General features: G+C 38.7%; 12 protein-coding genes. 4 read left to right on the top strand and 8 right to left on the bottom strand.

Annotation, left to right across the window (positions count from 1 at the left end; genetic code table 11):
• Nucleotides 1-70 precede the first annotated feature (70 nt).
• Entirely contained in the window at nucleotides 71-406 is a 336-nt protein-coding gene (locus Q1R07_RS09025; RefSeq protein ID WP_300488870.1) for a helix-turn-helix transcriptional regulator, read from the bottom strand.
• A 127-nt stretch (nucleotides 407-533) separates the two neighbouring features.
• Between Q1R07_RS09025 and Q1R07_RS09020 the strand changes: the two genes are divergently transcribed.
• On the top strand, nucleotides 534-1,586 hold the full coding sequence (locus Q1R07_RS09020; RefSeq protein ID WP_300488869.1) for a ferredoxin--NADP reductase: 1,053 nt from the start codon (nucleotides 534-536) through the stop codon (nucleotides 1,584-1,586).
• Nucleotides 1,587-1,729: 143 nt separating this feature from the next.
• Here Q1R07_RS09020 and Q1R07_RS09015 read toward each other — a convergent pair whose 3' ends face one another.
• Both Q1R07_RS09015 and Q1R07_RS09010 read right to left on the bottom strand, forming a co-directional pair.
• Complete coding sequence (locus Q1R07_RS09015) at nucleotides 1,730-2,764, bottom strand: glycosyltransferase family 9 protein (protein WP_300488866.1); 1,035 nt, start codon at nucleotides 2,762-2,764, stop codon at nucleotides 1,730-1,732.
• Nucleotides 2,765-2,776: 12 nt separating this feature from the next.
• A complete protein-coding gene (locus Q1R07_RS09010) occupies nucleotides 2,777-3,382 on the bottom strand; it encodes a DUF4254 domain-containing protein (protein ID WP_300488864.1) in 606 nt (201 codons plus the stop codon).
• A gap of 68 nt (nucleotides 3,383-3,450) precedes the next feature.
• Here Q1R07_RS09010 and upp point away from each other — a divergent pair, with 68 nt between their 5' ends.
• Entirely contained in the window at nucleotides 3,451-4,104 is a 654-nt protein-coding gene (gene upp / locus Q1R07_RS09005; protein ID WP_300488861.1) for a uracil phosphoribosyltransferase, read from the top strand.
• Here upp and Q1R07_RS09000 read toward each other — a convergent pair.
• Complete coding sequence (locus tag Q1R07_RS09000) at nucleotides 4,099-5,031, bottom strand: DUF6427 family protein (RefSeq protein WP_300488858.1); 933 nt, start codon at nucleotides 5,029-5,031, stop codon at nucleotides 4,099-4,101. The genes upp and Q1R07_RS09000 overlap by 6 nt on opposite strands.
• Before the next feature lie 48 nt (nucleotides 5,032-5,079).
• Here Q1R07_RS09000 and Q1R07_RS08995 point away from each other — a divergent pair, with 48 nt between their 5' ends.
• Nucleotides 5,080-5,310, top strand: coding sequence for a uracil phosphoribosyltransferase (locus Q1R07_RS08995; protein WP_136404309.1), 231 nt, complete (start codon nucleotides 5,080-5,082; stop codon nucleotides 5,308-5,310).
• Nucleotides 5,311-5,312: 2 nt separating this feature from the next.
• Here the strand turns inward: Q1R07_RS08995 and purD are convergent, their stop codons facing one another.
• A complete protein-coding gene (gene purD, locus Q1R07_RS08990; protein ID WP_300488854.1) occupies nucleotides 5,313-6,584 on the bottom strand; it encodes a phosphoribosylamine--glycine ligase in 1,272 nt (423 codons plus the stop codon).
• 130 nt (nucleotides 6,585-6,714) lie between these two features.
• Between purD and Q1R07_RS08985 the strand changes: the two genes are divergently transcribed.
• Nucleotides 6,715-8,025, top strand: a complete 1,311-nt coding sequence (locus tag Q1R07_RS08985; RefSeq protein WP_300488852.1) for a phenylacetate--CoA ligase family protein — start codon at nucleotides 6,715-6,717, stop codon at nucleotides 8,023-8,025.
• On the opposite strand, the gene Q1R07_RS08980 is transcribed toward Q1R07_RS08985, so the two are convergent.
• The 3 genes from Q1R07_RS08980 to Q1R07_RS08970 are packed head-to-tail and all read right to left on the bottom strand — an operon-like array spanning nucleotide 8,020 to nucleotide 11,122.
• The gene (locus Q1R07_RS08980; protein WP_300488850.1) at nucleotides 8,020-8,787 is read right to left on the bottom strand and encodes a glycosyltransferase family 2 protein; all 768 of its coding nucleotides are present in this window, start codon (nucleotides 8,785-8,787) and stop codon (nucleotides 8,020-8,022) included. The genes Q1R07_RS08985 and Q1R07_RS08980 overlap by 6 nt on opposite strands.
• Complete coding sequence (locus Q1R07_RS08975) at nucleotides 8,787-10,139, bottom strand: exopolysaccharide biosynthesis polyprenyl glycosylphosphotransferase (protein WP_300488847.1); 1,353 nt, start codon at nucleotides 10,137-10,139, stop codon at nucleotides 8,787-8,789. The genes Q1R07_RS08980 and Q1R07_RS08975 overlap by 1 nt, the downstream gene beginning before the upstream one ends.
• The gene (locus tag Q1R07_RS08970; RefSeq protein ID WP_300488843.1) at nucleotides 10,139-11,122 is read right to left on the bottom strand and encodes a UDP-glucuronic acid decarboxylase family protein; all 984 of its coding nucleotides are present in this window, start codon (nucleotides 11,120-11,122) and stop codon (nucleotides 10,139-10,141) included. Before Q1R07_RS08970 ends, Q1R07_RS08975 begins: the two co-directional genes overlap by 1 nt.
• Nucleotides 11,123-11,457 lie beyond the last annotated feature (335 nt).

Here is an 11,457-nt window from a genome sequence, read left to right as displayed (position 1 = left end):
TATCTTTTATCTTTTATCTTTTATCTTTTATCTTTTATCTTTTATCTTTTATCTTTTATCTTTTTATTTATTATAATTCAAGATTCGGTTTTACCAATGCCTGCATATTCCGGATAAATGCTTCCAGTTCGGCCAGTCGGTTTATCGTTTCTTTTTCGCCGCTTTCGGTGAGTTTGTAATACTTCCGCAGTCGATTGCCGGCTTTTTCCATTTCGACATCCAAAAAACCTTCGGCTTCCAGTTTATGTAAGGCCGGATAAAGTGCTCCTTCGGTCACATTTAGCTCGCCATCGGTTAGTTGCTTTACTTTTTGGGTAATTTCATAGCCATACATCCGTCCGTTTTCTTCTAACAACCTCATAATGATCGTTGTAAGGCTTCCTTTATACAATTGTGAATTTTTCATCTTCTTTTAAAATGTAAACAAATATATACATAAGTTATTTATGCATCTGTATTTGATGTATTATTTTTTGTGATAAGATTTACGAAAAGGGCTAAGGTTTAGTACATTTGTAGCAAACAAACATACCATGTCAACATTTCACGCATTAACAGTAAAAGAAGTCAGAAGAGAGACTGCAAAAGCCGTTTCGGTTTCTTTTGAGGTTCCGGAATCTTTACAGCCCGAATACCAATTTATAGCAGGTCAGTATCTTAACTTAAAATATTCCCCGGACGGAAAAGAGATCCGTAGGGCCTATTCGATCTGTTCTTCGCCGAACAGCGGTGAATTGCGAATTGCAGTTAAAGCGGTTTCTGATGGTTTCTTTTCGACCTATGCCAATGAAAAATTAAAAGCCGGTGATACGATCGAGGTTGGCGTTCCGGAAGGAAAATTCACGTTCGAACCGAAAGCCGACAATCAGCGTAGTTATGCCGCTTTTGCAGCCGGTAGTGGTATTACACCAATAATGGCTATTATTCTTTCGGTTTTGGAAAACGAACCAAACAGTACTTTTGTTTTGGTTTACGGAAATAAATCGCCGGAAGACACCATTTTCTATAAAAAATTACACGATTTACAACTACAATACGTCGGTCGCTTTTTTGTACACTATGTATTTAGTCAGGCGCGTGCGGAAGATTCACTTTTTGGCCGTATCGAACGATCGACGGTGAATTTTGTAATCAAAAACAAACATGCTTCGTTGTCGTTTGCCAAATATTATTTGTGCGGACCAGAGGAAATGATTGCTACCGTAAGTACTGTTTTAAAAGAAAACAACGTAGCGGAAAAAGATATCAAATTTGAGCTTTTTACGACATCCTCCAACGAAACCAAAATTGAAAAAACCTTGGGCGGACATACCAAAATTACCGTTTTGGTAGACGATGAGGAAACCACGTTTGAAATGGCGCAGAAACAAACGATTCTGGAAGCCGCTTTAAAACAAGGTGTTGATGCTCCGTATTCCTGTCAGGGCGGAATTTGCAGCAGTTGTTTGGCACGAATCACGAGTGGATCGGCTGAAATGAAAAAGAATTCCATTCTGACCGATCGCGAAATCGCCGAAGGATTAATCCTGACGTGTCAGGCGCATCCGACTTCCGATGAAATTTATATCGATTACGATGATGTATAATATAACAAAAGCCTTTCGAATGAAAGGCTTTTTTATTTGAGAACTGCTTAAATACCTGTCAGGTTTCAAAAACCTGACAGGTATAAACAGGTTATATCTGCTTTTGACACCTAACCGGTTTTTAAAACGGGTCAGGCGTAGTTTTATCCTATTGATTCTATTTTCGCGATAATTTGTTCCGGATGTATCGTACGCATGGCATCTTCGTAACCTTCTACCAATTTATTTCCATAGACTGATGTTGGTAATAACGGGTATTTTTCCCGATCGGGAAGCACCGAATTTTCCAATGGTTGGTTAAACGGTGTAAATCCGGCATAGGGATGCGTCGCGCCCCATATCGTAACCACCTTAACACCTAACATCGCTGCAATATGTCCGTTTCCGGAATCCATACTGACCATAAGATCCAGGTTGCTGATTACTTCCATTTCCTGTGGCAATTTTAATTTTCCGGCAATCACCACAATCGCGGGATTTCCATTTTGCATGGCCTGCAATTGCTCCACTTCATCCTGTCCGCCTCCAAAAAGAAATAGCTTATAATTTGATTTTTTAGCCAGTTCGTCCACTACCTGTTGCATCAAATCCAACGGATACATTTTGGTATCATATTGTGCGAATGGCGCAATTCCGATCCATTTTTCCTGTTTTGATCCGGTAACTTGTAAAGTCGTTTCACTTAAGATGGCTTTTGGTGGAAAAACCGGATGATTCAAGTCGATCGGGAATCCTAACTTTTTAAAAGCCAGTGCATGACGCTCAAATGTGGACAATAAGGGTTGGAATATTTTGTTTTCGGCGCGGGTTAAGGCTTCTTTTTCTTTTCGGCCTTTGTCCATATACACGACCTTTTTTCCGATCAGCCCGAATAATTTCCGGATAACTTTTGATCGGATGGCATTGTGTAAATCGGCCACAGCATCGGCTTTTAAATTTCTCAGATCCCAGAAAAGGCGTAGCAAACCCTTTGGTCCTTTATGCCTGCCGTGTAAATCGACATCAAAAAAAACCACATTGGGAATTCCGCTAAAAAATGGTTTAAAAAACGGACGGGATACGACCGTAATCTTTACATCGGGATATTGTGAAACAAAAGCGCGCAATACCGGTGCAACCATTGCCACATCGCCCATTGCCGACAGTCGTATTACTAAAATATGTTTGATCTTAGACATGTTGTCCGATGGCTACTTTTTATTTTGATATAATACCGGGTTTAATTCCTCGTCATTATACATCTTCATCTGTTTGTACACTTTCATGTATTTATCACCATTCGCGATATCGGTAAGTAAATCGTCGATCGCTGTCGTCAGGTCTTTTTTCTGTTCCAACAATACATTTAGTTTCTCCTGACATTTTGCACGGTGTTCTGCCGTAGCTTCCACACGATTCGCTTCTTCGTTCATGTGATAAATTTTCAAAGCCAGAATAGACAAACGGTCGATCGCCCAAGCCGGGCTTTCCGAGTTGATTTTTGCGGTTGGTTTTACCGTAACATCAGCATATTTCTGAAGAAAATAACTATCGATATATTCCACCATATCCGTACGCTCCTGATTTGATGCGTCGATTCTTCTTTTTAAAACCAAAGCCGCTTCCGGATTGATCTGCGGATCCCGTATAATGTCTTCAAAATGCCATTGTACCGTATCGATCCAGTTTTTCAGATACAACAGGTGCTCAATCTGATCTTTTGGATACGGATTGTTAATCGGTTGATCTACATTATCATATTGATGATAATCGTTGATACTTTCCTCGAAAATGGAGAAGGCAAATTGTGAAAACATAGTTTAAATTTTATTTACAAATATAGTTTTTATACTTTTATCCTACTAATACAAATTTTATCCCGAAAATGCATATCCATTATATCTCTGAAAACAACAGTATTCTTAATCATTTCCTATCACAAATCCGCGATGTTACGATCCAGAAAGACAGTATGCGTTTTCGTAAAAATATCGAACGAATCGGTGAAGTGATGGCGTATGAATTGAGTAAGATTCTGACCTATAAAGAGATTGATGTACAGACGCCATTAGGTATCAAAAAAACAACCGCTTTGGAAGATAATGTGGTGTTGTGTTCTATTTTAAGAGCCGGATTGGCATTGCACACCGGTTTTATGAATTTCTTTGACGATGCCGAAAACGGTTTTGTTTCGGCCATGCGTTTTCACCCGAATAACGATGATTATTTCGAAATCAAAGTGGAATATCAGGCCGCTCCGTCGTTTGAAAACAAAAACCTGATTCTGATCGATCCGATGCTGGCAACAGGACAATCACTGGTAGCGGTTTTCCAAAAACTGATGTCGGAAGAAACCCCGAAAGAAATCCATATTGCTGTTGTAATCGCTACTCCGGAAGGAATCGAATACCTCGAAAAAAACCTGCCAAACAACTGTCACCTTTGGGTAGCCGCTCTGGACGAAGGCTTAAATGCTAAAAATTATATCGTTCCGGGATTGGGTGATGCCGGCGATTTGGCTTACGGTAGTAAATTATAGTACCTGCGCGAAAAAGATAAAAAAGCTGATCACAATCAGGGAATACATCACACTTTCCCGTACCCATTTATTGTCCAGACTTTCAATAAAATTGGTTCCCATTACCGCTAACGGAAAAAAGGTAAAAGCCAGGAAACTATTGTTTTTACTGGCTGAAAGGACATAAATTCCAACACCTAATACAAAAGAAAACAATACTTTTTTGTAGGACGACTGCATATTTAACGGTCGGTTGGACAATGCCAGTAATTGTGTCACAAAAAACAATACCGCTATCGATGAGAAAATGGCCAGCGCGATATTCTGATAGATATTTTCAAAGTAGGTAAAATCAAAACTGATATAGGCTTTGTCCAATACAATAAATAAAAGATCCCGCTCTCCGGCGATAACCGCCAATGTAAACAAAATACCTACCGTAAAAAGCGCTATAAACGGAATAATCCAGTTTCGGTAATCCCGCGATACGTGAAATACAATCGATACAAATACCAATACAATAAAAAGGATACTCCAGAAGTGAAATAGCGTCGCTACAAAAATCCACAGCGAAGCATCGAAGATTTTTTCTTTGGGTGTTATTAGCGATTGTAAGGATATTAATCGTCTGAGTGACAGCAGTATAAAAAAGTTAGCCAGGATAATATTGGTGTTTACCAAAACCGATGGAAACAGGATATGGAACAACAAAAACAAGAAGGGTGCATAACTGTTGTCCTTGCTCAATCCGTTTCTTTTGGTAACGAAACGAACCAGAAACAACGACCCCGTTAATACTACTAACAAGCCTATTTTTTGTACTACCGTGGTATAATATTCGGTCCACTCCGGGTATTGGGTTAGGTATAAAAAGTAAAATAAAACCAGTAATAAACTAATTATCGCATAATTTAACGGTCTAGATTTATTAAAAAGGCTTGCTATCATGTAGATATTTTATATTTTTGTGACTGTAAATATAATACTTAAACAAAAATGAAAGCATTTTTTGAAGGAATACAGTACTTATTCGTAGACATACTATTCGCCCCTATGGATTTGATGCGAAAATTGGAATTATCAAACTGGTGGGCTGCGAATCTTTTAAACTGGATTTTCATCATCATCTGTTGTGGTGCTACTTACTACTGGATTAAAGAGTTAAAGAAACACAAAGATAGCGGAGAGGATAGTCAAGATACTACAGCCCACTCGTTTTTAAAATAATATTAGAGGTCGAAACCGATATCTTTTCTAAAATACATCTTATCAAAATTTAGTTTATCTATATTTTGATAAGATTTTTTTATGGCTTCCTGAAACGTATCCCCATAGGACGTTACGGCCAAAACACGACCTCCGTTGGTAACCACCTGATCATTTTGTAAGGTTGTACCGGCATGAAAAACAATGGATCCGTCTACTTGTTCCAATCCGGAAATGGCTTTTCCTTTTTCATAATCTTCCGGATAGCCACCCGAAACCACCATAATGGTCGTGGCACTTCTCGGATCGATTTCCAATTCCTCCTGATCCAGTGTTTGTGTGGCAACTGCTTTAAACAGGCTTACCAAATCCGATTTCAAACGCGGCATTACCACTTCTGTTTCCGGATCGCCCATACGAACGTTATATTCGATTACAAACGGTTCGTTTCCAACTTTGATCAAACCGATAAATACAAATCCTTTATACGGAATTCCGTCTTTTTGCAATCCGTCGATTGTTGGTTTTACAATACGACTTTCTATTTTTTCCATCAAAACAGCATCAGCAAACGGTACCGGCGAAACGGCTCCCATTCCTCCGGTGTTTAATCCGGTGTCGCCTTCTCCAATTCGTTTGTAGTCTTTTGCTGTTGGTAATATTTTATAGTTCTTCCCGTCGGTCAATACGAAACAGCTCAATTCGATTCCGTCCAAAAATTCTTCGATGACAACTTTCGCGCTGGCACTTCCAAATTTTTCGTTTACCAACATGTTTCGCAATTCGGCTTGTGCTTCGGCCAAATCCTGAATGATCAAAACGCCTTTTCCGGCAGCCAGTCCATCTGCTTTTAAAACGTACGGTGGTTGTAACGTGGTTAAGAATTGACATCCGGCTTCTACGGTGTCTTTTGTAAAACTGTCGTAAGCAGCCGTTGGGATATTGTGTTTTACCAAAAATTCTTTGGCGAATTCTTTACTTCCTTCTAATTGTGCTCCAATTTTTGACGGGCCAATTACCGGAATGTCTTTTAATACCACATCCTGTTGAAAATAGTCGAAAATCCCTTTTACCAACGGGTCTTCCGGTCCTACCACAACCATATCCACTTTTTCGGTCAACACCAGGTTTTTAACCGCTTCAAAATCGTTTGGATTGATGTTTACGTTTTCGGCTATCGCTGCAGTACCTGCATTTCCAGGCGCTACCAGTAGTTTTGAACAGTGTTCGCTTTGTAGCATTTTCCAGGCTAAAGCATGTTCTCTTCCGCCGGATCCTAATAATAAAATTGTCATTTGTTGTGTTGTTTTTTGAAACGTCAAAAATACTCCGTTTTGAATGGATATTATAATTTTAATGCTAAAAAGTTTATCCCACTATAGGCTGCTTCGTTTGTTTTTCTAACTTTGACTAAAATTGACACCCGTGTTCCGACTATTCGATTTCTCTTTAAAAATCAGTGGTTTCCCAATGAAGGAAGCACAATCGGAATTTGAATCCATTCGTGCAGTTCCGGAAAAAGACTACCCGGATTATATCGCTGTTAAACAAAAGGAAATCGCGACATTCCATCTGGAAAACAATTCTTTTTACCAAAAATTGGTCGGAAAAAAAACGTTTGACAACTGGTCGGAATTACCGGTACTGACTAAAAAAGATTTGCAACAACCCTTGGAAAATCGCCTTTCTAAAGGCTATACCGGTTCCAATACGTTTGTAAATAAAACCTCCGGTTCCAGTGGCGATCCGTTTATTTTTGCAAAAGATAAATATGTACATGCGCTAACCTGGGCGTCCTTTTTTTATCGTTTCGGTTGGTATGGTATCGATTTCAACACGTCGTATCAGGCTCGTTTTTATGGCATTCCATTGGACAAAGCGGGTTATTATAAAGAGCGTTTAAAAGATTATTTAGGCAACCGCTATCGCTTTCCGATATTTGATTTATCCGACGGTTTTCTGGAACGGGTTTTAGAAAAATTCAAAAAACAAAAGTTCGATTATATCAACGGTTATACCAGTTCGATTGTTTTGTTTGCCAAATTTTTAAAAGCCCGGAATATCGTACTTAAAACCGTTTGCCCGACTTTAAAGGTTTGTATGGTCACTTCGGAGATGCTTTTTGAGAATGATAAAATTTTACTGGAAACGCAGTTTGGGATCCCTATTGTAAACGAATATGGTGCTTCCGAATTGGATCTGATCGCCTTTCAAAATCCCGAAGGGGAATGGCAGGTCAATACCGAAACGCTATTTGTAGAAATCCTCGACGAAGAGAATCGGCCGCTTCCCTACGGACAGGAAGGCCGCATTGTGATTACGTCTTTATACAATAAAGCGCATCCTTTTATTCGCTATGATATTGGTGATATCGGCGCATTGGACGAATCGAGTACGGCTAAAAAAACAATTTTAAAAAAACTAACGGGACGTACGAATGATGTGGCCGTTTTGCCAAGCGGTAAAAAAGCGCCGGGACTTACGTTTTATTATATCACCAAAAGTATTATCGAAGACGACGGTAATGTAAAGGAATTTATCATCAAACAAATCCAGCGGGATACTTTTGAAATCGATTATGTGAGTGATTTCGAATTAACAGCGGATCAAATTCAAAAAATTGAAGCCGCTATTGCACTGTATCTGGAAACCGGACTTACTTTTATTTTTAATCGGAAAACAACTTTATCCCGAACCAACAGAGGGAAGTTGAAACAATTCCAGTCGTTGTTATAGTTTCTCTATAAAACGGGGTTTTATCAGCAATTGTGTAAACAAAAATCCAATCATACAAAAGAAGGCGCCGATATTGCTTTTTCCATGAAAATCGCGGTAGATACGGTAATTGTGTTGTAACAAACTTCGTTTTGACGCCGAAATAGAGTCTTTTCGGATTCGGTATAATGCCAGACTTTCCGGAACGGGTTGTGCGGTTTTTATCTTTTTTAAAATGGTTAGCCAGACAATCCAGTCCTGGCGTTTTCGGAAGGATGCTATCGGAATTTTTCCGAAATAATCCGTATCGTATATTCCGGTCAGGTTTCCTATAAAATTACAAAAGAACAATTGGCGGTAACTGAGTCGTAGTGGTGCTTTGATTCTTTTCTGTAAGGAGTCTCCATTTTCGTCGATACAATCGTAAAATGAAAAGGTAAAAGGGAGTTTGTTTTGGGCTAAAAAAGCGAGTTGCTTTTCCAGTTTTTCCGGTTTCCATAAATCATCGGCATCCAAAAAAGCAATATACCGACCGGATGCTTTTTCCAAAGCGTGATTTCGGGCCACACCCGCTCCTGAGTTACGGTCTAATTCATAAAATCGGATCCGGTTGTCTTGTTCGGCAAATGTTTTGACTATCGCTACGGTTTCATCCGTGGAACAATCATCAACAATAAGCATTTCCCAATCCGGATAGGTCTGGTTTTGAACCGACAGGATGGTTGCGCTTATAAATGGAGCGGAATTAAATGTTGGTGTTATTATGGATACCCGCTGTGACATTAATAGGCTTTTTCGTCTCCTTTAATGGCATTGTGAACGGTGAGATAAATAATTTTTATATCGAGTAAAAGCGACCAGTTTTCCAAATAGAAAATATCGTATTTCACCCGGTTAATAATGTCGTAGTTCGTTTCCACTTCCCCTCGATAACCATTGGTTTGTGCCAGTCCGGTAATTCCGGGTTTGATAAAATGACGTACCATAAATTTATCCACACTTCGGGCATACATTTCGGTATGACTCACCATGTGTGGCCTCGGTCCTACAACCGACATGTCGCCAAGGATCACATTAAAGAACTGCGGTAATTCATCGATACTCGTCTTACGGATAAAACGGCCAATTCTGGTAATTCGGGGGTCATTTTTAGAAACCTGCTCCAAATCGGCAATTTCATTCGGACGCATCGAACGGAATTTATAGCAGTTAAACTCTTTGTAGTTTAGTCCGTTTCGCTTTTGTTTAAAGAATATAGGTCCTCTTGATTCCATTTTTATCAGAATGGCTAACAATGGTGTTAACCAGGAAAGCAATCCAATGATAATTAATAGTGAGAAAAAAATATCGAAAACCCTTTTTACAATTTTATTAAACGGCTTGTCCAGCGGAATGTTTCGCATCGATATAATAGGAATATAGCCGTAGTAGTCGTAAACCAGATTACGGGAAAGGATTTCCTTGTTGTCCGGTAAAAATTTGAGCAACTTCAGATTATTATCGGTAAAGTCGACAAACTTACTCACCTGAGAATTGGATAAATCCTGCAGGGAACAATAGATTTCATCAATATTCCGATCCAATGCAAATTTAAAACAGGACGTAATGTTTTCGCTCGACTCGTTTTTGTCAAAATGGAATACTTTTTCCAATTTATAGCCATAATCCGGATTTTCGGTAAAAAACTCCTGAAGCTGACAAATATTTTTACTTTGTCCGACGATGATAACCCTACGGAAGTTTCCTCCGAAAACAACCCGAAACCGTTTTAGAAAATAGAATACTGCAAATTTAAACGCTGCGACCAGTGCCATTGCAGTGGTTGTGTATTTTATGGTTTCCGAAGGTTGGGAATATTTGGAGAAATACCCGATATAGGCAAAACTAAATACCAGGAACAAGGCATATTGCTTTAGTATTTTTCCAAATATCTCGATCGCTTTTGTATAACGATAGACTTCATAAAAACCAATATTCAGCGCAATGGTAATCCAGGTGATACTGATGAATATATTATAATAAAATCCTATTGTTTCGGGTAATAAAACCCCTGTCAGGATATTGATAATAATCAAATCCAACAAATAAGAAAAAGGTCTAATATATCCGGAATACCGGCCGGTAGTTCTACGCACTAAAATATATATTTAGAAAAATCCTTATGTTCTTCTTTTAATAATTCCTCTGTCGATAATGATTTGAAATACTCATAGGTGATTTTCATTCCTTCCGAACGGGATACTTTGGCTTCCCAACCTAGGATTTCTCTTGCCTTAGTAATATCCGGTTGTCGTTGCAGCGGATCATTTACCGGTAGCGGATGATATACCACTTTCTGATTGGTACCGGTAAGTTTGATGATTTCTTCTGCGAAATCTTTTATCGTAATTTCATCCGGATTACCAATATTAACCGGTAACACATAATCCGAGTGCAGTAATCGGAAGATTCCCTCTACCTGATCGTCTACATAACAGAACGAACGGGTTTGCGAACCATCACCAAAAATAGTAAGATCTTCGCCTCGTAATGCCTGACCGATGAATGCCGGAATAACACGACCGTCGTTTAAACGCATTCGCGGCCCATAGGTATTAAAAATCCGAACAATACGGGTTTCTACACCATGGAAAGTATGGTAGGCCATTGTAATGGATTCCTGAAAACGCTTGGCTTCATCGTATACACCTCGTGGCCCGATGGTATTTACATTTCCGTAATATTCTTCGGTTTGCGGATGTATTAACGGATCGCCGTATACCTCCGAAGTCGATGCAATTAAAATTCTTGCTTTTTTTACACGGGCTAATCCTAACAGATTGTGCGTTCCTAACGATCCTACTTTTAAGGTTTGTATTGGAATTTTAAGATAATCGATCGGACTTGCCGGAGAGGCAAAATGCAGTATATAGTCTAATTGACCTGGAACATGGACAAACTTGGTTATATCGTGGTGGTAAAACTCAAAGTTTTGATTTTTAAACAAATGCTCAATATTTTTTAAGTCCCCCGTGATCAGATTGTCCATCCCAATCACAAAGTAGCCTTCCGCAATAAATCTGTCGCATAAATGTGATCCTAAAAACCCTGCTGCTCCTGTAATTAATATTCTTTTCATGTATTCCAATTAATGGTTGCAATATATAAAAAAACCTTGGTCCGCTTTTAGTTAAATTTAACAAAAATCAATAATTAACGATTCCCTCCGGATCCCGTAAAATTTAATCATTTAATTAAAAAGAATAAAACTGTTTTTATTTCATTCTAAAATCTATATTTGCAATATAAGGCCGATGTGGCACGGATTTTATGTTGCATTTTTAGGGTTATTTTATGTATATTTGCTTTTTTGTAAAAATACTTGCAAAAAAACACGAAATGTTTTTTTACCAACATTTTGTTTTCAGAATTTCCCTCCACATTTTATCCTTTCAGAAAAAACATTACAATATT

This window comes from Flavobacterium sp. (assembly GCF_030146175.1).
Classification (GTDB): Bacteria; Bacteroidota; Bacteroidia; order Flavobacteriales; family Flavobacteriaceae; genus Flavobacterium.
Note: the sequence above shows the minus strand (reverse complement) of the source record. Positions and strands in the feature narration are given on the sequence as shown.

Excerpts from the sequence above, each read along its gene's own strand:
- purD (WP_300488854.1), bottom strand. The coding sequence starts at position 6,584 with ATGACAATTTTATTATTAGGATCCGGCGGAAGAGAACATGCTTTAGCC.
- Q1R07_RS08980 (WP_300488850.1), bottom strand. The coding sequence starts at position 8,787 with ATGTCACAGCGGGTATCCATAATAACACCAACATTTAATTCCGCTCCA.
- Q1R07_RS09020 (WP_300488869.1), top strand. The coding sequence starts at position 534 with ATGTCAACATTTCACGCATTAACAGTAAAAGAAGTCAGAAGAGAGACT.
- Q1R07_RS09000 (WP_300488858.1), bottom strand. The coding sequence starts at position 5,031 with ATGATAGCAAGCCTTTTTAATAAATCTAGACCGTTAAATTATGCGATA.
- Q1R07_RS09015 (WP_300488866.1), bottom strand. The coding sequence starts at position 2,764 with ATGTCTAAGATCAAACATATTTTAGTAATACGACTGTCGGCAATGGGC.
- Q1R07_RS08970 (WP_300488843.1), bottom strand. The coding sequence starts at position 11,122 with ATGAAAAGAATATTAATTACAGGAGCAGCAGGGTTTTTAGGATCACAT.
- Q1R07_RS08995 (WP_136404309.1), top strand. The coding sequence starts at position 5,080 with ATGAAAGCATTTTTTGAAGGAATACAGTACTTATTCGTAGACATACTA.
- Q1R07_RS09025 (WP_300488870.1), bottom strand. The coding sequence starts at position 406 with ATGAAAAATTCACAATTGTATAAAGGAAGCCTTACAACGATCATTATG.
- upp (WP_300488861.1), top strand. The coding sequence starts at position 3,451 with ATGCATATCCATTATATCTCTGAAAACAACAGTATTCTTAATCATTTC.
- Q1R07_RS09010 (WP_300488864.1), bottom strand. The coding sequence starts at position 3,382 with ATGTTTTCACAATTTGCCTTCTCCATTTTCGAGGAAAGTATCAACGAT.